Source organism: Leptospira sarikeiensis, from assembly GCF_004769615.1.
Lineage (GTDB): Bacteria > Spirochaetota > Leptospiria > Leptospirales > Leptospiraceae > Leptospira_B > Leptospira_B sarikeiensis.
Genome location: NZ_RQGF01000015.1, coordinates 58,130 through 81,155, shown reverse-complemented (window position 1 = coordinate 81,155; position 23,026 = coordinate 58,130). Strand labels below are relative to the sequence as shown.

The following is a 23,026-nucleotide window of genomic DNA, read 5'->3' as shown; positions in this document are numbered from 1 at the left end:
TTTTCGATTTCTTTTTTGTCTTGCCCAAGAGACTCTTTAAAATTCTAATCAAATAGAAAAGATGAAACGTTTACCAAGCAATCTTAAATTGATCGGCGGATATGCGATCTACTTTGTTTTAATTCTATTTTTTTATAAAGCAGCTTTCCTTTGGGTGTACTCGTATCGATTAGAGGGAGCCGAAACCAAGGATGTTCTATGGGCGATCTTAGTCGGATTAAGATTCGATATTTCGGTCATCGGAATGATCTTAGGGCCATTTGCTTTTCTTTCCTGTCTCCCTTATTTAAATCGATTTAAGTTTTTTAACTTTTTCTGGGGTTATTTTCCGATCTTGATCAGCGTTTGGATGCTATCGCATTTAATTGCTGATATAGTATATTTTGAAAATGCGAATAAACATATCGGATACGAGGGTTTTGTATTTATCGGAAAAGATATGGGAGTGATCCTGAGATCGGCGTTCGAACAAAATCCTTTACTTGCGATCATAGCTTCCTTACTTGTTTTAGTTTTTCTTCCACTATCCACATATTTATTTTTAAAATTTAATCCGTACAGACATGAACCGGATTCTTGGAAAAGAGATTCTATACTTTCTTTTCTTATTTTGGTCCTAGTAGTTTTTGCGATCCGTGGAGGAGTTCAAGAGACCCCACTAAGGGCAAGTAATGCAATCGTTTCAGGGCATTCTTTCGTGAACAATATTGCATTGAACGGGGTTTTTACTTCGATCATGGATTTGAAAAGCCAATCCATACCGAATTATTTAAAATTAGAGACCAAAGAATCCGTCCGTATCGTTAGGGAAGAAATTTCTTACGAAGGAGCGGAATTCGTAGGGAATAAATACCCTTTATTAAGAAAACAGAAACAAACGAATAACGGCAAACCTCCGAATATTGTTTTGATCCTACTGGAAAATTGGACCGGAAAATTTATAGATCCGATCAGTGATGGAAAAGTTTTCGGGAAAGAACTGACCCCGAATTTTAATAAACTACTGAAGAAAGGAAGATTTTATACTAGATTTTTTGCATCCGGTGGAAGGACAACAAACGGGATGATGTCTATCTTAACTGGTTTGCCGGATCGACCTGGATTAACTGTCGTAAGAACTCATCAGGTGCTCGGAAATTTTTCCGGAATAGGGAATATTTTTAAAGGTTTAGGATATGATACCTTCTTCGTAACTGGAGGAGATTTAAGTTTCGATAATAAGGCAACCTTAATGCCTCATTGGGGATTTGCTACTGTACTCGGTGAAAAAGAGATCGCAAAGTTAAATCGATTTAAGATCGGAGCCTGGGGGTATGACGACGCGGATGTTTTACAAGTATTGCACGAAAAAATTTCCGAATCTAAAAAACCTTTCTTAGGAGTTTCTTTAACTCTATCTACTCATTATCCCTATAGAGCGCCCGATCCTAAATTCAGGATCTTTAATGAAGATGAAAGGGACTTCGAATATTTGAATGTATACCATTACGCGGATTGGGCTCTCCGAGATTTTATGGATCGCGCCGAAAAATCAAAATACTTCGATAATACGATTTTCGTGTTTGTTGCAGATCATACCCATCATAGGTATTTGGATTATTATGAAGATCGGAATATTCCGTTTTTAATATATTCTCCAGGAAAGATCAAACCGGGCATAGATGACAATGACGCTTCTCAATTAGATGTTATTCCTACTATTTTAGGTTTGGTAGGAAAAGAGGCTTATTTCTCCGCTATGGGTAGAAATCTATTGGCTCCTAAAAAGACTGAATCCGCTTATTTTGCTTACGGAAATCTGATCGGTTGGATCGAGTCGGATCTATTCTATATTCATTTCGTGGATGGAAATAGAAACTTAAAATATTCTTCTAAGGGTGTTAGAGAGGAAGTAGATATTTGCGATACGAAACCGCAAATTTGCGATTCTCATTTTAATAAAGCAAGGGCCTTCTTAAATTTAAGTCACGAGCTAATGAATCAGAATTTGGTTTTTCCTACAAAGGAAGAATTGGAAAAGAAAGAGTACTGATCACTTTTCTTTCTGTTTTTTATTCGGCTCCGGTTCGGAGCCTCCAAATAAGCCGGTAACCCCATCCCAAAGATCTCGGACATATTCTCCGATCACTGAACCGGCTACTCCTCCTGCATAAGGACCACCTAAAGGCAGAAGATAAGGTCCCAAGAGAGTCATCCCGGTATACACGCTGCCGAGCCAGATCGGATCAACATAAGGGATACTTTTACCGAAAGTACCTGCGTAGATGATCGGGATCTGTAGTCCTTTGCCGATATATTTTCCGCCAAGACGGAGATGAATTCTCATATCGATTTTTTGATCGAAACCTACGGTTCCTTTTCCATCCACATCCATTCCGCTGTTCTCGATTTCCAATTTCATATTCGGGAAATACATTTCGTTATTAGCGATCTTGACGTCGGACTTAAGTGTGCTAAATTTCAATTGGCGACCATCAACACCTTTAAACGCGATTATTTTTCCGAGAGTATTTAAGACCGGTATCATGAAGTTCGCGTATCCTAGGAGTTCTCCATCTTTTATGGTAATATTCCCTATTCCTTTCATGTTTGCAAAAAGTTCGATAACTGAATCTCTAGAATGGTTTCTGATCTGTGTTTCAAAAGAAAACCAACTAGAAAGTTCTCCTTGCATGATCTTTTCGGATACATATGGAAGAAGCACCTTATCCACCTGCAAACGATGTGCGTCCCCCTCCACCTCAATTTTAGGTATATCAGGATAAATTTTAGCTTTTCCTAATATTTCTCCGTTATAAATGTAAGCGTGAAAATTCGGGATAGAAAGTAGTGGGTCAACATATTTGGCTTCCATACTAATATGAGCGAATCTATGTTTGAAGGCGAAAATATTATTTAGTTCGGCGGTGAAATAGAAAATGCCGGGTGGGGAATTTGGGTCGAATAGATCGTCTTGGATCTTGAATAACTTAGAAAGTTTTAGGATATTATGATAATCTCCGTAATCCGCTTTGATATCGAATTGTCCTAAACTCCTGTTCTTCCAGTTTACGCTTCCTTTTGCGGTTGCCTTAGCGACTCCTTCCCAGGCTGCTTCTATGAAAGGAAATGAAATTTTCTTTTGGATATTGTCCAGATCAAAATCGGCGTTTATTCTGATATTTCCGAAAGGAAGTCCCCCCTTATAAGCTAGATCCTTGATCTGGTTCCTAACTTTAAATTTAAATACGGTTCCTTCTTCCTTTATTATCTCCGTTCTTCCGGAAATTTTCGTTTTAGAAAAGTCTGCAATAGGAAAGATGTAGAATAGATCTCTTAATAACGAAAGAGAAAGTTCTTCCGTTTTTAAAATGGCGCTGAACTGTAGTTTTTCCCAATTGATGGGGAATTTTTGTAGAGCTCCGGTCAATTCAAGATCGATCGGTTGATCGTCTATCTTTCCTTGGAATAATAGATCTACGTCATGCCCATAAAACGAAACTGAAACTTGGGACTTTTTGAAGTAGACCAAGTAATTATGATCGTGTTTATGTTCGTTATATTCTAAGGTAAAATTATCTATCTCTATATTTTTTAAACTTACCGCTAGAAAGTCTTCGGTTGAAAATCCGATTCTAGAATTTACATCCTCAAACAGGACCTTAACATTACTTTTTTGCTCAACCTGTTTCTTTTTACCGTTCAGATATTCTACTATGTCGAAAGATCCATCTTTTCTTCTTTCTAAATGAAGATACCCGCCGTTAATCGATATATCTCGGATCTCGATCATTCTTTTTAGAAGCCCGAACCAAGAGATATCAATATCAACTTTATCGCTGACAGCGATCAGTATATTGTCCTTTCTGATCTCTATTTTTTCTAATTCGATTCCCGGAAAAGGTAAAAGATATAAGTCGGAATCTGCGACTTTAATATCTAAGCCGGTAGAATTGCGTAGTTGTTCCAGTACAAATTCTTTATATACTTCTTTTCTTTGTACAAACGGGATGTAGACAATGAGTAAGAATAATAATCCGAAGAACACAAGAACAGATACGTATCGGATCTTATTTTCTTCTAAGTATCGATTGACTACGTCCCAGGATCTCATTTTATTTTCCGTCCGGAAAATGACAGTAGGACTTATGCCCGTTCCCTAGATCCTTCCAATCCGGAGTTTGTTGGGAGCAGATCTCTTTTGCAATAGGACAACGAGTATGGAAATGACAACCTTTCGGCTTGTCCAGGATGCTAGGAACTTCTCCTTGCAAAGGAGTTTTTCTGATCTTTCGATTTTCTACTTCGAATATTGCACCGAACAATGCTTTTGTATAAGGATGAGAAGGTTCTTCCGAGATTTGTTTTTTGGAACCGATCTCTACGATTTTTCCCAGATACATGACGGCTATTTTATCTGAAATGGATTTTACGATCCCTAAATCATGAGATATGAATAAGTAAGATAACCCGAAATCTGCTTTCAGTTTTTGTAATAGAAGAAGTACTTGTGCCTGATTGGAAACATCGAGTGCTGAGACGGCTTCGTCCAAAAGTAAAAATTCCGGTTTTAAGATCAAAGCTCTTGCGATCGCTATCCTTTGTCTTTGGCCTCCGGAAAATTCATGAGGATATCTTGTCAGGATATCGGGCGATAGACCTACTTTTTCCAGAATGTCGGAGGCTTCCTTTTCCGTTTGCTCATCGGTATAATTTCCGTGAATAAACAAACCTTCCGTAAGTATATCTTTGATATTCTTTCTTGGATTTAATGAGGAATATGGATCTTGGAATACTATTTGGATCTGTTTTCTGAGAGGTAAAAATTCTTTTCCTTTTAATTTTAAGATCTCTTTCCCTTTGAAATGAATAGATCCTGCATCCGATTTTAATAATCGGAGTATTGCTCGACCCAATGTGGATTTACCGCATCCTGACTCGCCTACAAGGCTGAAGGTTTCCCCTTCTTCAATTTCTAAACTTACGTTTTCTACAGCCTTGATTATCGATTTTCTTCCCCCAAAAAAACCTTCTTTGCCATAGCTAACGTTCAGATCCTTAATTTCTAGAAGCTTCATCCGGCCAGCTCCTTTTTATCATTCAAGAAACAAGCGGATAAATGTCCGGTAATATCAGTATTTTTTAATATAGGCTTAGTAGTCTTACAGTGAGAAAATACTGAATCGCATCTATCCGAGTAATGACATCCTTTCGGATAATTGCCGGGAGAAGGCAACTTTCCTTCAATGGGCCTAAAGACGCCTGTTTGTGAAAAATGAGAAGGAAGAGAATCCAATAGATCTTTAGTATAAGGATGATTTGGAGTGTCGAGGACTTGGTCCACAGTTCCAAGTTCGGAAATCCTGCCTGCATACAAAACACAGATCCTATCTGCAATATGACTTACTAAACCGAAATCATGAGATATAAATAGTACGGATAAGTTCATTTTTTCTTTCAGCTTTAGTAGGAGGTCCAACAACTGTGCCTGGACTGTAACGTCTAAAGCGGAAGTCGGCTCATCTGCGATCAAAAGTTCTGGATCGCACATTAAGGACATTCCAATTCCTACTCTTTGTAAAATCCCGCCGCTAAGCTGATGAGGATAACAATCCAATCTTAATTTTATATCCGTAATTCCCACTGCACCGAGAAGATATTCGGCTTTTTCTATAGCTTCTTTATAGGTTCCGAGTCCTTGGTTCAAAAACCCTTCTGTCATTTGGTTTTTTATTTTGCTAAGAGGATTTAAGGAAGAAAACGGATCCTGGAATACGTAGGATATTTTTCTCCCCCGGATCTTTCTTAAGGTTTCTTGATCGACTTTAAGAAGGTCTTCTCCATTGAACAATATTTCTCCGCTTGCATATCTAAAAAATTCTTTAGGAAGAAGTTTAGTAATCGCAGAAGAGCAAACCGACTTACCACATCCCGATTCTCCTACTAAAGCTAAAACTTCCCCCTTGCGTATCTCGAAATTAATATTTTCCAAGAGAGGTACAAAAATTCCTTCCTTAGAAAGTTCTAGATTCAGATCGGATACTTTGAGAATTATTTCGGAACTCATTCGTAAGTAACCTTTACTTGAGAATCAAAAGAATCTCTGATACCTTCTCCCACAAAGGAAGATAATAGGATGGTTGCAGCTAAACAAGAAGAAGGAAATGCGATCAACCACCAAGCTCTTAAATTATCTCTTCCCTGACTGATCATTTCTCCCCAAGAAGGATTCGGTGCCGGAATCCCGTAACCTAAAAAGTCCAAAGCGCTTAAGATAGAAATAGCGCCGATCAACGCGAAAGGTAGAAAAGTTACAAGAGGAGTGATCGCGTTCGGAAGAATATGATTCTTCATTATACTCCAAGAACCTACGCCTAGAGCCTTTGCTGCATCTACATAAGTCAAAGCCTTGGATCTATAAAATTCTCCACGCATGTACATGCTGATCCCGATCCAACTCAAAGCCGAATAAGTAATCCCTAAAATGATAAATCCTCTTCCGAAAAAAGAACCCATGATCAGTATCAAATATAAGAAAGGGATCGCGGATAAAATTTCCACTAACCTTTGTACAATAATATCAGTCCTTTTTCCGTAATAACCTTGGATCCCTCCTACTAAGGTTCCGAATAGAAACTCGATAACGACTAGGATCAGACCGAAACTCATAGAATTTCTGTATGCGTAAAAGGTCCTCGTAAAGACATCTCTTCCTCTATCATCGGTCCCCAACCAATGTTTAGAATTCGGAGCAGAAGGAGGATTTTCATCAGCTTCTATCGTTTCTAAATTATCCTCGTTATATCCATAAGGAATCGGAGGAAATAGGATCCAGTTATCCCCGTCATCAAAATCATCCCGATCATCTAATTTTTTATAATTGGCAGGAGTGAATTCTGTTCCGCCGAAATCTTTATTCGTATAATAGAAGAAGATCGGAAATTTCCACGAACCTTCATAAGAAACGATCCAAGGTTGGTTATTTGCTAAAATCGGAGCGAATAGGGAGATCACATAAGAAATTCCGAGAATCCAGAGAGAGATCCATGCCTTCGTATTCGATTTAAATTTTTCGAATCTTCTTTTAAATAAAGTATTCATGTTTCGAAATTGATCCTCGGATCGATCAGTACATAACAAAGATCGGAGATAATATTTCCGACCAATGCGAGAAAACTTTGGATTAATAAAAGGCCCATCATCAAATTTGTGTCTCTTTCGGTAACCGCTTGGAAACTTAATAGGCCGATCCCGTCTATGCTGAATACCAACTCAATGATCAATGAACCTGCGAGTACCAAACTTATATTGGAGCCGAAGCCCGTTGCGATCGGAATTAAACTATTTCTAAATGCATGTTTATAGATCGAATCCTTAAAAGATAAACCTTTAGAGACGGCGGTTCTCACATACTCTTTAGAGATCTGATCCAATAAGGAATTTTTCATGAGAAGAGTGAGCATTGCAAATGATCCTGAAATATAACATATCACTGGCAAAAACATATGCTCGGCTCGATCTAAGATCTTTTCGAAAAAATCCAAGTCCTCGTAATTGTCTGAAAACTCATGACCTAATGGAAAAATAGAGAGCACTTCTCCGGAAGCGAATAAATATAATAATAACATCGCGAACGCGAATACAGGAATAGAATAAGCAAGTAGAATAATAACGCTACTCACACTGTCGAAAGTTTGTCCTTTTTGGATCGCTTTACGAATTCCTAATGGAATACATATTAGATAAGAGAGTAAAAAACCTGAAAGTCCGAAGGTAAGAGAAACAGGGATCTTTTCGAAAATGAGTTCTGAAACCGGGCGAGAATGTAGTCTAGATTCTCCCAGATCCAGGTTGGCCACGTCCCATAACCAATACAGGTAAGCTACTGGAAGAGGTTTGTCCAATCGGAGTTTTTGTTTTATGAGTTCTATTTCTTCGGTATTAATTAGGGAAGATCGAGCCCCGTCTTCATTCCCGTAACCTCTTAGCTTAGCTATCTCTCTTTCTAATGGGCCGCCGGGCGCCAAATGAGAAAGAATAAATACTAAGAAAGTGATCCCTAGAATTGTAGGAACAATTAGAATGATCCTTTTTAGAAAATAATTTCTCATTCTGATATTATATCCCTCTGGATATCAGGAATTGCCCGGACATCGAACAATTTTTCACACCGTTGATCAGGGATAAAGATCTTTTCCGACAAAATAATAGGATTAGCGGAACGGTTTTAATTCCAAGTAACCTTTTCCTTTTGCGGATTTTCCTTCTATCTCCCCGCTAATTTTTACGGCGCCTTCCCAATAAACTAGTCCTGTGCTAGGTCTTGCATCGAATTCCTGCTCTTCAAATCTGGACGAGATATTCAGATTAAATCGTTCGGAAATTAATTTCCATCGTAATTTATAGGAAATCCCGGACTCATCGCTTTTCCAAGTTTTATCTTCCGGAATAAATTTCAGATCATTCTCATTTTCCAAAGAATATACTTTGCCTTCCGGTGACCTGTAAGTTCCGAAAGTTTCCGTCGATCCCGATCTGGTTTTGAAATTGAAAGCCATTATATCGGAACCGTCATCCATTTGGATACAGATCCAATCCCAAGAGATATCTTTGGAAGAAAGATCAAAGGCAGCTTCCGTTCCTTCTGGACTGCTCCATTCGTGATCCATCCAACTTGTTCCGGATTTCACATGATATTCTTTTCCTTCCAAATAAAGAGAACCCTTGGTCTCCATTCTGGGAATACTATAGTAGTAGGAAAAAAATTTAGGATTGTTCCTACTTTTTAAAGACTTACCATTCTTCCCATGAACTAAAACATTTTTCGGTTTAGAACTTAACTCTAACTCAAGACCAAAACCGGAATCAGTTCTGGGAAAAGCGGAAATCCGAAAATCTCCCTGGCCTGTAACTTCCATCCGATAATCCCCACTCCATAAAGTGGATTTGTCTTGGCCTGCGACTCCGCCTAGTTCTCTTTCTATCGTTTGGGAAATTTTATGTTTTTCATCTTCTAGATCTGAGATCGCGAAATGGACCGGATACAATGCGACCTTAGGACCTAGATAGGCCCTGAAAAAACTAAGCTCGTAACCTAATTCTTTTCCTTCTTCGGTATCTAAGATCCCGATGAAATAACACCATTCCACTCTATAACCTTTATGAAAAAAATGGTCTTGAGGAAATTTGAACTTACTAATCGTTTCTTTTTGTTCCGGTTTAGGAGCTGAGTAACCGTTTTGATCCGGAAAAAATAAGAATGAAAACAGAATGAAGAATAAAATAATCCCGGAAAATTTTTTGGATCTTTTAGTTCCTTTATATATAAAGTTTAGGGGCATACCTGCCATCCTCTTTAGTTCTTGTACGGGCCTTAAGCCCTCTATAAATTAGACCCGACCATGGTTTCCTTTCCTTTTTGAGTATTCAACCGATTCGTTTTTTTATTTTTCAATTCGGTAGAAGACTCTAAGATAAGAAATAGCGAGTTTGTTCAGATCTTTATTTAATATCGTGTGAACCTATCATTTCTCATATAAAAAGATCTAAATTATCCTTGTTATGCGAATTTTAAGCAAAGGATTGTTATTATGCAGGATCCGAAACCAAGAAGTGAAAGAAAAAAGGCAAAAAAATTCCTTCAATATTTATTCGCTAGAATTCTTGTAGGAACTCTTTCCTTCTTCCCTTACGTTTTGAGGGGAAAGATCTTATTTCATATTATTCGATTTCTCGCCAAAACGACAGGTGCTACTAACAAACGGATTGAAAAACATATCCGTACTGCTTTTCCGGAAAAGTCGGAAATCGAGATCCGAGAATATATTCTGCATAATCTTAGAAATCTTTCCCATATGGCCAATGAGTTTTGCGAAGAACCTCGTATGAGCCAAAAGTATGTGAATGAATGGGTGACTCTTTTACCGAATAAAGAAACTCATCAGAGGCTTTTGGAAAAAGGAGGGATCTTAGTTCTAGGACATTTAGGAAATTGGGAAACCATGGGAGTTACTGTCTGTTATACTGCCCCCAAAAACGACCTCTACGTTTTCGCAAAAAGACAAAGTAATCCTTGGTCCAATGCTTGGATCGAAAAGAATCGTGCGACCCAAAGGATCAAATTAGTTTATACGGATGAAAGCCCTAGGAAAGCGTTAACTTTATTAAAACAAGGAAAGTTAGTCGCCTTTATATCCGATCAAGACGCGGGAAAGACCGGGTCCTTTTTTCCATTTTTAGGAAATTTGGCCTCTACATTTTTAGGGCCCGCAACTTTTGCAAGAATGACGGATGCTCCGATCATATTCTGCAGTAGTTGGTATGATCAAAAAGGAAAATTATATTTCTATGTAGAAGAATTCAAAAGACCAAACTTGGATCCAAGAAAGGATCCTGAGTTATGGGAAAGAGAATTTACTTATAAATGGGTAAAACGTTTAGAGAAGGAAGTGAAAGAACATCCTGGCGACTATTTTTGGTTGCATAGACGTTGGCATACGAAACCGGAAAATAAAGAAGAACTGGATCGGTTCTGGTCCGAATTTAGACCTGCAGAAAATTTAGATCTGAAACTTTGATCAAAAGGCCGCAGGTTTTAGAGAATTTTTCTTTAACTCGGCAGTTTCCAGATCTTCTACCGCAGGTTTGTATTGTAAACCTTGAGAGGTAAACAATTCCACACAGACTCCGCAGTCCTGTACAACTTCTCTAAAATGGATCTTGTTCTCTTCGGTTGTATCAGCCCAAAGATCCTTTAACTCTTTAGGGTCCTTGGAAAGATCGAATAAACGTTCTTTGGAAGGATTAGAGTTCAGATTCATTATATAATGATAATTTCCTTTGATATAACTGATCCCGACTTTGTATAAGGAGATCTCGTTATTATTCGTTATGATGATCCTACGATCTCCGTATACGTCTCGGATCAGGGATCTTCCTTCTAGATTTACCGAATACCTTTTGATCGCAGGATTATTCTCTATATTTAATATATCTATGATAGTAGGGATCAGATCCGTATTTGCCACGGGTCTTTCCGTATTTCTTCTTAAAGCCTGTAGGTTAATAGATTCTTTAAGTGAATTCGGAATATACATTAACATAGGGATTGAAACAGTTTCTACGTAGTTACTGTCTATATGCCCTAGATAATCATGCTCGAATAAAGACTCACCATGGTCTGAAGTAAAGATCACGACAGTATTCTCTAAGAAACCTTCTTTCTTGAGATAGGTATATACTTCTTCCAAGAGGCTGTCCATATGATGAACTGAATTATCATATTGGTCTGGAACCGAATCCACCGGAAATACTTTCGCCTCTTCCGGAATTATATAAGGAAAGTGATTCGTATTAAAATGCAGAACACCTGCGAATTTTTTACCCTTTGTCTTTAACTCGCTAAGATGTTTTTGGAACTCTTTTACCGTTTCGCGATCATCGATCCAGATATCATTAAATACTTTTAATCCGCTTCTTTCTTTATCCCAAAGGAAATCGATACTGGAATTTTTGAAAAACCCTTCGAAATTATTCCACTGAAGATTATGACTAGTGATATAAAAAGTAGAAAGGTTCGCAGACTTTCCATATTCCCAGAACAAAGGATAGGTATGGGTCATCGGAACCGGTTGAGAAGGAGATACCCCGGTTAAGATGCTTGGAAAAGAAAGAAGAGTTGAACTTGAATTGGAGAAAGCCTTTTTGAATAAGAAGTATTGGCTTCTGTCCGCAGTAAGAGCAAATTTGGACATGAAAGGAGTGGTATTTCTTTCATAACCATACACTCCTAAACTTCCTTTTCTTAAACTTTCGGTGACTACAAATAGAACATTAAAATTAGGATTCGAAAGGATCTGAGGTAATCTAGGTTTGTTCCTGGATTGAAGTCCTGCGGAACCTAGGCTATCGCCTGTTAGATGATTGTATAGATTTCTCCAAAGAAACGCGATCGTGTTCGTATCGGAAACATAAACTTGATCGTTAAACCTAGTGTTATTATGTAAAAATCCACTGATCGCAAGAAATACGATTACAACACCCATCCTTACCGGAACTTGAAATTTATATTTCAAAGGTTGTTTGATTGTAGTAAACCAAAGAGAAACACCCAATACTAAGAAGAAAAGAGATCCGAAAAATAAGGAACTTTTTGTGAATCCACCTTGTACGATCGTCCAGCTATTCAGAGGTTCGTGAAAGATAAAAGAAAATACGAAGAAGTTCGGCATGATCCCGGTGTATGCATAATAGCCGTAAGATCCGATGAGAGTTAATGTATAGAAGGATAGGATTAAGGAGAATACAATATAGTACGCGATCTTGGATGTTCTTTGATATAAAATTCTTAGTAGGATGATCGCAGCAGAATACAGGATCACAGAATAAATGAACGAGAGAATATAAAACGCCCACTGCAACGGTTTGAATGTAGGCAATATCTCGTCCCGAACGATAATATCCGAAAGAAGGATTACGCTAGGCAGAACCCAAACAGAATATCGTGAGAATATCTCTAGTATCTTTTTTTTATTTAGAAATCCCATCTTAGTCCAAAATTTCCGGACCTATGTAATCCGTCAATTACACCAAAATCTAACACAATTTCGAAAGAAAGAAAAGAAAGTTATAAAAAATGAATATTAGACCGATGTTCAGATTTTAAAATTTTCTGTTCTCTGTTTGGCGATGATCTCTTAAATAAAACAAAGACTATAAATAAATTTTAGATTCGTACTCTAGTGGTCTTATATTTCTTTTTGAGAAATAGAATCTTTCTACTTATAAATAGATTTTTAATACTTAACTTCTAAAAGAAGAAGAGGTTACGCGTCTTCTTAGACAGAAAATAAAGAATGCATGAAAAAATTTCTAAAAGAGTAAGAGTCTATTCATGGAAGTTGTTGAGCAGTAATGATGAAGGATCTTTCTACGAAATTTATTTCCGGAAGATCGAAATCGAATCCGTTATAGAGAAGAAAAATCTTTCTTAAAAACTTCCTTCATGATAGGGGACATAAGGATTTTTAGGACCAAAGGCTATTTGCAGAGGAAGCAAATTCGGCAGAGATTTAAGATTTTAATGAGGTTTCCGGAGTTTTTCTTAGATCCCAAAAAATTCTCTATTCTGTACCGCTTCCACTGGGAAGCTTGTAATATACAATCAACTATACTTTACAAATAGTCCAATATATAAAACTTTGGTACATTATATTGGTCACCCTGATTTCGGAATTAAAAGTCATAAAGGTTCGATTTTGATGAGTCCATCCGACCTAGAAGCAAAACTAGAAGGCCTGAATTTAGAGGATTCTCTGGCAAAGATCGCCAAGGAATTCCCGGGACAAGCCGTGTTCTCAACCAGTTTCGGTTTAGAAGATCAGGTAATCACTCACGCAATTTATTCCCAGAATTTGGATATCCGCATCTTTACTTTAGATACCGGAAGGCTCTTCACCGAAACATACGAACTTCATAAGCGCACGAACGGTATGTATGGAAAAAGGATCCAAACCTATTTTCCGGATTCTCAAGCGGTAGAAGATCTAATTAATGAAAAGGGCCCTGATTCTTTCTACGATTCTATCGAGAATAGAAAGGAATGTTGTCATATTCGCAAAGTAGTTCCCTTGAACAGAGCATTAGAGGGAGCTAAAATTTGGATCACCGGTATCAGAAATGATCAGTCCGGTTCCAGAGAAAATTTACCTAAAGTGGAGTTGGATGGTGGAAGGGACATTTTGAAGTTCCATCCTATCTTGGATTGGTCTTGGGACAAAGTACAACAGTACGTCCAGGATAGACATATTCCTTATAACCCTCTTCATGATAAAGGTTATCCCAGCATCGGATGTGCTCCATGCACAAGAGCGATCATGGCGGGCGAAGATTTCAGAGCCGGCCGTTGGTGGTGGGAGAATGAATCCACGAAAGAATGCGGATTGCATTGGGTGGATGGAAAACTCGTAAGAAAAAAAGGATCACAAGTATGACGACTAGAACCCGATTGTCGCATCTCCAACAATTAGAGGCGGAATCCATTTATATTCTCAGGGAAGTCGCCGCCCAATTCGAAAGACCTGCGCTTTTATTCTCCGGAGGAAAAGATTCTATTACTTTGGTGCATCTTGCACTCAAGGCTTTCCGTCCTGGAAAATTTCCATTTCCATTAGTTCATATAGATACCGGTCATAATTTTCCGGAAGCATTACAATTTCGTGATGATCTCGCAAATCGTATCGGAGAAAAACTGATCGTAAGATACGTTCAGGATTCTATAGACCAAGGAAAGGCTGTAGAAGAAAAAGGAAAATTCCCAAGTAGGAACGCGATCCAAACAGTTACCTTATTGGATACTATCTCAGAATTTAAATTCGACGCTTGTATCGGTGGTGCAAGAAGGGACGAAGAAAAAGCCCGTGCAAAAGAGAGAGTGTTCTCCGTGCGTGATGAATTTGGAAGTTGGGATCCTAAATTACAAAGGCCTGAACTTTGGAATATTTATAACGGAAAGATCCATGTGGGAGAAAACGTAAGGGTTTTTCCGATCAGTAACTGGACCGAGCTGGACGTTTGGGAATATATCAAAGCCGAGAATATCCCTTTACCTTCATTATATTTTTCTCATAAAAGGGAGATCGTTTGGAGAGAGAATGTAGTTTTCCCTGTTTCAGAATTTGTTACTCTCGATTCTTCCGACAAGGTGGAAGAAAAAACCGTACGATTCAGGACAGTAGGGGACATGACATGTACTGCTGCAGTCGAGTCCGAAGCAAATTCTTTAGATGATATTATTCGAGAGATCCAAACTTCCAGAACAACTGAAAGGGGATCCAGATTGGATGATAAACGTTCCGAGGCAGCAATGGAAGAACGTAAAAGAGGTGGGTATTTCTGATGGATCTATTACGTTTTATCACTGCGGGAAGCGTAGACGACGGGAAATCCACTTTAATCGGTCGTTTATTATATGATAGTAAATCCGTTTTCCAAGACCAATTGGAAGCGATCGAAAAGACAGGCCAAGTAAACGGTCAGATCAACCTTGCTCTTTTGACAGATGGTTTGAAGGCGGAGAGAGAACAAGGAATTACGATCGACGTTGCGTACAAATATTTCTCCACACCTAAGAGAAAGTTTATCATCGCTGACGCTCCAGGACATATTCAATACACTAGAAATATGGTGACTGGTGCCTCCAATTCGGAGCTTGCGATCATTCTGATAGATGCTCGTAAAGGAGTGATCGAACAGACTTTTAGACATTCTTATATCGCTTCTTTATTAAGAATTCCGCATGTAGTTATCTGTGTTAATAAAATGGACCTTGTGGACTTTTCCAAAGAACGTTTTGAAGAGATCGTAGAAGATTATAAAAACTTCGCATCCGATCTGGAGTTTAAGGGTTTGGAATTCATTCCGATCTCTGCTTTGAACGGGGATAATGTTGTGGAAACTTCTTCCAATATGAGTTGGTGGAAGGGAAAAACACTTTTAGGTTATCTAGAAGATCTAGAACTCGATGTGGATGAAACAAAACACGAGCCTAGATTTCCGGTTCAGTATGTGATCCGTCCTCAAACGGAAGAACATCATGACTTCAGAGGGTATGCAGGTCAGGTCCGAAGCGGAGTTTTCAAAAAAGGAGACGATATAGTCGTTCTTCCTGCGGGATTAAAATCCAAAATCAAATCCATCCACACATATGAGAGCGAAGTAGAAGAAGCTTTCGCGCCTATGTCGGTTACAATTCTTTTAGAAGACGAGATCGATATTAGCCGAGGAGATATGATCGTCACTGATAAACATCAGCCGATCACTTCTCAAGATATCGAAGCGGAAGTCTGTTGGATGGATGCAAAAGCTTTGGTTCCCGGAAATAAATACTTATTCAGACAAACCACAGGCTCCGTAAAATCCGCAGTCAGAGAAATTTCTTTTAGAGTAGATATTCAAACTCACGAAAAATTAGAATCCTCTCAACTCGGTTTGAACGAGATCGGAAGAATTAAGATCAGAACTGCGAAACCGATCGCGTTCGATAGTTATTCAGAAAATCGCGGAACTGGAAGTTTCGTTTTAGTAGATGAAGGCACCAATAATACTGTCGGCGCAGGAATGATCACCGGAGCTTATTGATTTCCCGATCTATGAAAATGGAATTAGGAAAAGTATATTTAGTAGGGGCTGGTCCGGGAAATCCGGAGCTGATGACCTTGAAGGCCCTAAATATATTAAAAAAGGCTGAAGTAATTTTGTACGACGCCTTACTGGATCCTTCTTTCCTAGAATATTTTCCAAGTTCGGCAATTGTTCATTATGTGGGAAAACGCGCAGGCCAACATTCTGCGACCCAGCAAGAGATTATAGATCTACTCGTTCGTTATGCTGAAGAAGGAAGAACTGTAGTACGTTTAAAAGGTGGAGATCCTTTCGTTTTCGGAAGAGGCGGAGAAGAATTACTCGTTCTTAGAGAGAGAAAAATTCCGTACGAGATCGTTCCGGGAGTAAGTGCATTAAGCGCAGGATCTTCAGGCGCAGGATTTCCTTTAACTCATAGAGGATTGTCCAGACAAGTTCTGATCATGGACGGCCATACTGTTCTTAAAGAAGACACTGATTGGAAATGGTTTGCAGAGTTTAAAGGAACGATCGCACTTTTTATGGGAACTTCTTCCATTGGTCAGATCGCAAAAAATTTAATCGATCATGGAGCTTCTTCCTTCTTACCTGTGGCTCTTGTAGAGAATGCTAGTTTAAAAACCCAAAAGACTACAGTTACTAATCTCGGAAAGATCAGCGAAGAAGGTTTATCCAAACAGAGTTCCGGTCCTGGGATCATTTATATAGGCCCCGTAGTGAATCTGATCGGAGAAACTCCTGAATTTTCCGAACAAGGTTTTCTATCTCAAGGAGAAGAAGTATGAATCAACTTCTTCCAGTTTTCTTAAAATTAGAAGGCAAAAAGGTCCTCTTGGTTGGGGGCGGAAATGTTGCCTTAGAGAAACTTCAGCATTTGAAGGACACCGGTTGCGAGCTTACTGTGATCGCAAAAGAATTCAAATCGGAAGTGATCCGTTTGCTATCTTCTTTAAAGAATGCGAAGATAGAAACAAGAGAAGTGCAAACTTCCGACTTGGACGGATTTGAACTTATTTATTCGGCGACTAACGATAGACAAACGAATAAAAATTTGGTGGAGTATGCCAAAGAGAAAAGAATTTGGATAAATTGTGCGGACGATCCATCTCTTTGTGATTTTTATTCTTCCGCATATTTTGATCGCGGGCCGATCCGCGTGGCAGTATCCACTCAAGGCGGATTTGCGGGGCTTGCAGGGACCATTCGTACGATTTTGGAAGAAATACTTCCGAAAGAACACGATGAGGAACTGGAAAATTTATTAGAAATTCGTAATGTAACTAAACAAAAACTGGGTGATCCTGAAGAAAGAAAGACTGCCTTAAAATTTTTACTCAGCGAATTTAAACAAAAATATCTTTCGATGAAATCATAAGAAGTTAATCCAAAAGGACGAATACGATCGATGTCAGAAGAAAAAGAACTTAGCGAAGTCGAACATATAAAAACAGCCTCTAAGGGACTAAGAGGAAAAATCGGTGTTGCTATCGAAACAGGTGCGGACGGATTCGAGGAAGACGATAAACAATTAATCAAATTCCACGGAATGTATCAACAGAAGGATAGAGATCGTCGAAAGGACGAGGCCGGAGAATTTATAGAAAATCCTACATCCTTTATGATCCGTGGAAGGATCCCAGGCGGAAGACTGACTTCCGATCAGTATTTAGTTTGGGACGATTTGGGAGATCAATTCGGTGGTGGAGCTTTACGTTTAACTACTAGACAATCCATTCAAATGCATACGATCTTACTTAAGGACCTTAAACCGATTATGCAAGCGGTCCATAAAGTGAATCTTTCTACCATGGGAGCTTGCGGTGATGTTGTGCGTAACGTTACTCAAGCATTAAATCCTTGGGGAAATAAGGAGCTGGACCAATTGGATCCTGTTGCTCAATTATTATCCGATCATTTTAAATATAAAAGTAATGCTTATGCGGAACTTTGGCTGGGAGAAAACCAGATCAATAAGGAAGACGAGCCTGATCCTATTTATGGGAAAACCTATCTTCCTAGAAAGTTCAAAATCGCAGTAACTCTTGCAGGGAATAACTCAGTCGATCTTTATACAAACGATATGGGTTTTGCGGGAACATTGGATGCAAACGGTAAGATCGACGGTTATTTTGTATTCGCCGGCGGCGGACTCGGAATGACCCATAATAAACCGGAAACGTATCCAAGAGCCGCTGATCTACTCGGATGGATCCCTGAGAAAGATCTGATCTCTGTTGCAGAAGGGATTGTAACTTCCCATAGAGATTTTGGAGATCGTACGAATAGAAAGCATGCACGTTTGAAATATGTGTTAGCGGAGAAGGGAGTGGAATGGTTCCGTTCCGAAGTGGAACGCAGATCCGGTGTAAAATTCGATACGGATCGTAAACTTCCGAAATGGGAAACTCCTAATTATTTAGGTTGGACTGATAGAGCAGATGGAACTCTTGCTTTAGGATTCCATACTCTTTCCGGCAGGATCAAGGATTTTCCGGATAAACCTTTAAAGACTGCATTAAAGGACATTATTGCCACTTTCAAATTGAATGTTCAAGTAACTGCGGACCAAGATTTGATCCTGATGGGGATCAAAAAAGAAGATAAGGCAAAAGTAGAATCGAAATTAAAAGAATATAATATTGATCCTTCTTCTCCAAAACCTTTGTATGATCGGGCTCTTGCTTGTCCTGCTCTTCCCACATGTGGACTTGCATTGACCGAATCCGAAAGGACCTTCCCACAACTATTGGAGTCTATCCAAAAAGTGATCGATAAACTTGATCTGAATGATAGAGCTCCTATCGTAAGAATGACAGGTTGTCCAAACGGATGCGCTAGACCCTACTCGGCAGAGATCGGGATCGTAGGTCAACAAGCCGGAGGAAAATATTCACTCTTCTTCGGAGGAAATCCTGAAGGAACAAAAGTTGGCGATTACGTAGCTAAGAAAGTTCCTTTTGCCGATATCCCTGTTCAATTGGAAAAAGCTTTTGAAGTATGGAAGAAAGAAGGAAACCCGAATGAAAAATTCGGAGACTTTGCTGCTCGATACTCTTTGGATAAATTCAGAGAATTATTGGGAGCAATGTAAGACTCCACCTGAAGCGCCCCGGCCGGGGCGCTTTTCATTTAAAAGAAGATCTCTAAACTTTCAAACTTCCATTTCCAAATTTTGTGGGAAGAAAATCCCGCAAGGATCAATCCGCTTCCATATGGTATTGCCGCGGTAATCGATCCCAGTTTGCTAGAAGAATAATCCGCTAAAGAATAAACTATATCTCCGTTCTCATCCATCGCGAATACGAAAGCAAGTTCTCCTTCTTTCGGTCTAAAAAAAGAAGGAAGAGAAGCGATGATCCTTTTTATGATCGGAAAGTTTTGGATCTTATCGATCGCAGGATGTCTTGGAGAAGATAACGTAATCCAAAAATTTCTCTGAAAGTCGGAAGAGATCAATGAAGGACTTCCGGGAAGATGTGTGATAAAGAATTGATCTCTCCCCGTTTTTTTACCCTTTAACCAAAGCCTAGAAACCCTATGTCTGTATTTTTCACCGAAGAGCAAAAAATCTTCCGTAGAAGAAAGACTGATCCCGGTAGGATGATATAGATCGTCTAAAACTGTTTTTACTTCTTGGGTCCTTGGATCGTAAGATAAAATCCTTCCATTCGGAATAGATTCTAATTCTTCTAAATAGGATTCTTCGTAGTCGAATTTTTTACTCACTTGAGTGAAATAAACGGTTCCATCGGAAGAGATATCCAAACCATAAAGATTGGTTAAGGGATTTCCTTCCGAATCTTCTCTGAGTAAAACGTTTTCGTTTCCTTTCGTATCGTAAAATGCAAGTCCGAGTCCAGAAACACAAGATACAAGATTTTCTTTCCCATCAAATACAAGCCCGATTGGAACTCCGGAAGTTTCCGCAAATAGTTCTACCTTGCCATCTGTTTTAATCTTATAGATATTCCCATCTGCAGAACCGGTATAAACGGAACCCTTGGAATCGATCGCTAAACCATAAGGTTTCAGGATCGGGGATTTTTCATTAATAGAATTAGAAAGAAATAAAATATCTTTTTCGTTTTGATGGATAGGCTCGTCGGCTATATAGTCTGTTGGATCTGTTTTGTTCCATCCAAAAAATAGAAAGGACCCAAAGACCAGTACTATAGAAAGAAAAGGTAAAATAATCCTAAGTGTGGGATTGGAATATATTGCTTTAAACATCAGACATGACCCTTGAATACGGGCCTCTGTCTCATACTATTTCTTAATACTTCAAAATGTAAATGAAAACCGGTTGCTCTTCCGGTCATTCCGACCTCACCGATCAGTTGTCCTTTTTTAACCTTGGTTCCAGGGTTTACTAATAATTTGCTGAGATGCCCGTATTTGGTTTCGTAGCCCAAACCATGTTTCAGCACGATAAGACTTCCATAACCACCTCTTGTCCCGGAAAAAGAAACTTCTCCATCTGCAGAGGCATAGACAGGTGTTCCTTCCGATGCAGCCAAGTCGATCCCACCGTGGAAGGTATCTTTTTTGGTAAAAGGATCTTTTCTTCTTCCGAATTTCGAACTTACTCTTCCTTCTTCCGCTAAAGGATCCGAAAAAACTAGACCGTAAAAAAAGTTTTTCTCTTCTTTTGGTAATCCTCTTCCTGGAACGAACCAGGATTTTCTGAGGTCATCATAGTATAAGAATTTGGGGGATATCCTGAATCTTGCTGCGACTCTTTTGCGAACGGATTCTTCGGATGAAGATTCTTCCGAATCATACACACCTCTCATATTGGGGATGAGAAGTTCCATACCAGGATAAATATCTTGAGGAGAAGCTAACTGATTTACGGAAGATAAAGTGTCAAGGTCCATACCGGTTCTGGCCATGATCTTAAAGAATGTGTCCTTCGGTCCGACCTTATAAACTAAAAATCTAAGAGGGACTAAATTCTTTTGCTCTAAGTTCGATACGGAAATTTGAAGGTTATATTTTATTTCTTCTCTAACTTTAATAATTTTCGAATCGGAATATTCCAAACTTTTTAAAGGAAGATGATCGTAGACCGCAAAGATCTCCGAGCCAGGGATCTGGATGAAAGTGATAGATAAGGTCAGGTAAACGAGAGTTATGAAATGTCTCTTTTGGGAAGGCATATCGATTCTATAGTCGGCAGAAATTAAAAAAACAATGACGCAAAAAATCCCCGGGAAATGATTGGAAGGGCCCATTGGAATGAATGTAGAAAAGGAATATCAGAAACTTAGCCCTGCCAAAGACGTCTTGTTCATGGGTTTGATCCAGATCTTTGTCTTATTTCTCGGTATGTATTCCTACATGAAGATCACCCGATTCCAAGTGGAAAGTACTTTGGCTCTTAGGACTGCCAAACAAGGTCTTGTTAATCCAAAGGAGATCTCAACTCCTGTTCCTTCCGAAGTGGCTTGGAATGAGCCCGCCTCGGCAGAAAAAGCAATCAGAGAATACACAGAATTTGTGGTCTCCAAACGCCCATGGTTATTATCCTTGGATCGATTGATTTGGGGGCTTTGTTTTTTAGTACCTTCTTATATTTTAATTCGAAAGATCGCAAAAATTGAAACCGCAGAATTTACGGATTCTGTCGGAGGAAGAGATATTGTAGCCGGGGTCGCAACAGGTTTTGCTACATTCTGTTTCGTGAATGTTGCAAGTAGTTTGATCTTCTTTATAATCGGAAAACCTCAATCCAATTATTTGGAACAGATACTTACGAAGAACCTGTATTGGAATTGGAAACTTTTGGCTTGGACTTTAGTTGCGATCAGTTTCGGCGCAGGGATTTTCGAAGAGTTTTTCTTTAGGGGATTTTTACTTAAATATTTCGAAGAAAAAAATCTAGGATCGATCGGATTGCTCATAACTTCCTTCGTATTCGGAGTAATCCATTTCACAGGAGGATCTTATGTGGCTCCTTTATTGTTGATCTTCGTCGGTCTTTCTTTTGGAATATCATATTTAAAAACCGGTAATATATGGGTCCCAGTCACTGCACATATTACGTATAATAGCTCCATGCTTTTCGCCGCATTTTTATTAGGTAATCGGATTTCTTGATGAACAAACGAAAAAGATTCAAATCTAAAATTTCAAAACTATTCGCTATATTTTTCTTTTTGTCCTCCTTCTCCGCTTCTCAGGCTGGAGAAGTTTTCGAATTAGAAGGGGATCCGGGAGAAAACGATATTAAGATCATATCCGCATTGAATCGATTGACTTACGATCGGGTTTTATCGGATCAAAACACCAAAGGATTCGCATTCAGATACGTATCTAAATGGTATTCCCCGATGAAGATAGACGTATTCGTTTTAGGTCTTGCAAAACGGGATAAGATGAGTTTAATTCGGATCGAATCCAACAAAAAAGGGGCCGAAAAAGTTTTTAGGAATTTTCTACAAGAAGAACTTACTAAAAAAGAATTAACCGGAGGATTAGGAATTTATAATTCTGCCGATGGGGTTTCAGAAGAGGCAAAATTCGAACCTTATAAAAAAAGTTATTTTTGGAGCGAGTCTTTAGCGCTCATTCAACCGGCAGCTTCCGTATTCTATAACTCTTATAAATCTCCGGTGTATGCCGGTTCAGATAGATTAAAGGGAATGTTCGGTTATATTCTCACCGATCTATTATTGGCCGGGATCGGATACTATTACGCTACTACGACCATGGAAAAGAATAGCGCCTTAGAGACTTATTTTTTGAAACCTACGGCTTCCGGAAACGTTATGGATTCTCCAGGTGCACCGGTATTTATCGGACTATTAATTCTTCCAAGATTGTATAGAATGATCGGTGGTTGGCAGGATACCTATACCCATAATCGTATTATGGAGATATCGGTTTCTAAATCCTTCTAAGTTTT

At 38.9% G+C, this 23,026-nt stretch carries 19 protein-coding genes; 10 read left to right on the top strand and 9 right to left on the bottom strand.

From position 1 onward, the window contains the following. Window positions 1-61: 61 nt before the first annotated feature. Window positions 62-2,032, top strand: coding sequence for an LTA synthase family protein (locus tag EHQ64_RS07910; RefSeq protein ID WP_135648950.1), 1,971 nt, complete (start codon window positions 62-64; stop codon window positions 2,030-2,032). Here EHQ64_RS07910 and EHQ64_RS07905 read toward each other — a convergent pair whose 3' ends face one another. From EHQ64_RS07905 to EHQ64_RS07880, 6 genes are all read right to left on the bottom strand, one after another. Further along, window positions 2,033-4,093, bottom strand: a complete 2,061-nt coding sequence (locus EHQ64_RS07905) for an AsmA family protein (protein WP_135648949.1) — start codon at window positions 4,091-4,093, stop codon at window positions 2,033-2,035. A 1-nt stretch (window position 4,094) separates the two neighbouring features. Continuing rightward, window positions 4,095-5,057, bottom strand: coding sequence for an ABC transporter ATP-binding protein (locus EHQ64_RS07900; protein WP_135648948.1), 963 nt, complete (start codon window positions 5,055-5,057; stop codon window positions 4,095-4,097). Next, window positions 5,054-6,046 (bottom strand): ABC transporter ATP-binding protein, encoded by a 993-nt coding sequence (locus tag EHQ64_RS07895; RefSeq protein ID WP_135648947.1) that lies wholly within the window; start codon window positions 6,044-6,046, stop codon window positions 5,054-5,056. The genes EHQ64_RS07900 and EHQ64_RS07895 overlap by 4 nt, the downstream gene beginning before the upstream one ends. After that, window positions 6,043-7,080, bottom strand: a complete 1,038-nt coding sequence (locus tag EHQ64_RS07890; RefSeq protein WP_135648946.1) for an ABC transporter permease subunit — start codon at window positions 7,078-7,080, stop codon at window positions 6,043-6,045. The genes EHQ64_RS07895 and EHQ64_RS07890 overlap by 4 nt, the downstream gene beginning before the upstream one ends. Continuing rightward, window positions 7,077-8,090 carry an ABC transporter permease subunit gene (locus EHQ64_RS07885; protein ID WP_135648945.1) on the bottom strand — a complete coding sequence of 338 codons (1,014 nt, stop codon included), beginning with the start codon at window positions 8,088-8,090 and terminating at the stop codon, window positions 7,077-7,079. The genes EHQ64_RS07890 and EHQ64_RS07885 overlap by 4 nt, the downstream gene beginning before the upstream one ends. Before the next feature lie 102 nt (window positions 8,091-8,192). Then, window positions 8,193-9,320 carry a lipocalin-like domain-containing protein gene (locus tag EHQ64_RS07880; RefSeq protein WP_135648944.1) on the bottom strand — a complete coding sequence of 376 codons (1,128 nt, stop codon included), beginning with the start codon at window positions 9,318-9,320 and terminating at the stop codon, window positions 8,193-8,195. A gap of 249 nt (window positions 9,321-9,569) precedes the next feature. Here EHQ64_RS07880 and EHQ64_RS07875 point away from each other — a divergent pair, with 249 nt between their 5' ends. After that, window positions 9,570-10,556, top strand: a complete 987-nt coding sequence (locus EHQ64_RS07875; protein ID WP_135648943.1) for a lysophospholipid acyltransferase family protein — start codon at window positions 9,570-9,572, stop codon at window positions 10,554-10,556. Here the strand turns inward: EHQ64_RS07875 and EHQ64_RS07870 are convergent, their stop codons facing one another. Further along, entirely contained in the window at window positions 10,557-12,524 is a 1,968-nt protein-coding gene (locus EHQ64_RS07870) for a phosphoethanolamine transferase (protein ID WP_135648942.1), read from the bottom strand. 714 nt (window positions 12,525-13,238) lie between these two features. Here EHQ64_RS07870 and EHQ64_RS07865 point away from each other — a divergent pair. Genes EHQ64_RS07865 through EHQ64_RS07840 form a run of 6 tightly spaced genes read left to right on the top strand, consistent with a single transcriptional unit; the run spans window position 13,239 to window position 19,210 of the window. Continuing rightward, on the top strand, window positions 13,239-13,970 hold the full coding sequence (locus EHQ64_RS07865) for a phosphoadenylyl-sulfate reductase (protein WP_135648941.1): 732 nt from the start codon (window positions 13,239-13,241) through the stop codon (window positions 13,968-13,970). Beyond that, a complete protein-coding gene (gene cysD, locus EHQ64_RS07860; protein WP_135648940.1) occupies window positions 13,967-14,875 on the top strand; it encodes a sulfate adenylyltransferase subunit CysD in 909 nt (302 codons plus the stop codon). The genes EHQ64_RS07865 and cysD overlap by 4 nt, the downstream gene beginning before the upstream one ends. Next, complete coding sequence (locus EHQ64_RS07855) at window positions 14,875-16,116, top strand: sulfate adenylyltransferase subunit 1 (RefSeq protein ID WP_135648939.1); 1,242 nt, start codon at window positions 14,875-14,877, stop codon at window positions 16,114-16,116. Before cysD ends, EHQ64_RS07855 begins: the two co-directional genes overlap by 1 nt. An 11-nt stretch (window positions 16,117-16,127) precedes the next feature. Further along, window positions 16,128-16,904 carry a uroporphyrinogen-III C-methyltransferase gene (gene cobA / locus EHQ64_RS07850; protein WP_135649045.1) on the top strand — a complete coding sequence of 259 codons (777 nt, stop codon included), beginning with the start codon at window positions 16,128-16,130 and terminating at the stop codon, window positions 16,902-16,904. Further along, complete coding sequence (locus EHQ64_RS07845) at window positions 16,901-17,494, top strand: precorrin-2 dehydrogenase/sirohydrochlorin ferrochelatase family protein (protein ID WP_135648938.1); 594 nt, start codon at window positions 16,901-16,903, stop codon at window positions 17,492-17,494. The genes cobA and EHQ64_RS07845 overlap by 4 nt, the downstream gene beginning before the upstream one ends. A 30-nt stretch (window positions 17,495-17,524) precedes the next feature. Further along, window positions 17,525-19,210, top strand: coding sequence for an NADPH-dependent assimilatory sulfite reductase hemoprotein subunit (locus tag EHQ64_RS07840; RefSeq protein WP_135648937.1), 1,686 nt, complete (start codon window positions 17,525-17,527; stop codon window positions 19,208-19,210). 38 nt (window positions 19,211-19,248) lie between these two features. Here EHQ64_RS07840 and EHQ64_RS07835 read toward each other — a convergent pair whose 3' ends face one another. Beyond that, window positions 19,249-20,349 carry an SMP-30/gluconolactonase/LRE family protein gene (locus EHQ64_RS07835; protein WP_135648936.1) on the bottom strand — a complete coding sequence of 367 codons (1,101 nt, stop codon included), beginning with the start codon at window positions 20,347-20,349 and terminating at the stop codon, window positions 19,249-19,251. Continuing rightward, complete coding sequence (locus EHQ64_RS07830; protein WP_135648935.1) at window positions 20,349-21,278, bottom strand: peptidoglycan DD-metalloendopeptidase family protein; 930 nt, start codon at window positions 21,276-21,278, stop codon at window positions 20,349-20,351. Before EHQ64_RS07830 ends, EHQ64_RS07835 begins: the two co-directional genes overlap by 1 nt. 79 nt (window positions 21,279-21,357) lie before the next feature. Between EHQ64_RS07830 and EHQ64_RS07825 the strand changes: the two genes are divergently transcribed. Further along, window positions 21,358-22,218 (top strand): CPBP family intramembrane glutamic endopeptidase, encoded by an 861-nt coding sequence (locus EHQ64_RS07825; RefSeq protein WP_135648934.1) that lies wholly within the window; start codon window positions 21,358-21,360, stop codon window positions 22,216-22,218. Beyond that, window positions 22,218-23,021, top strand: coding sequence for a hypothetical protein (locus EHQ64_RS07820; protein ID WP_135648933.1), 804 nt, complete (start codon window positions 22,218-22,220; stop codon window positions 23,019-23,021). Before EHQ64_RS07825 ends, EHQ64_RS07820 begins: the two co-directional genes overlap by 1 nt. Window positions 23,022-23,026 lie beyond the last annotated feature (5 nt).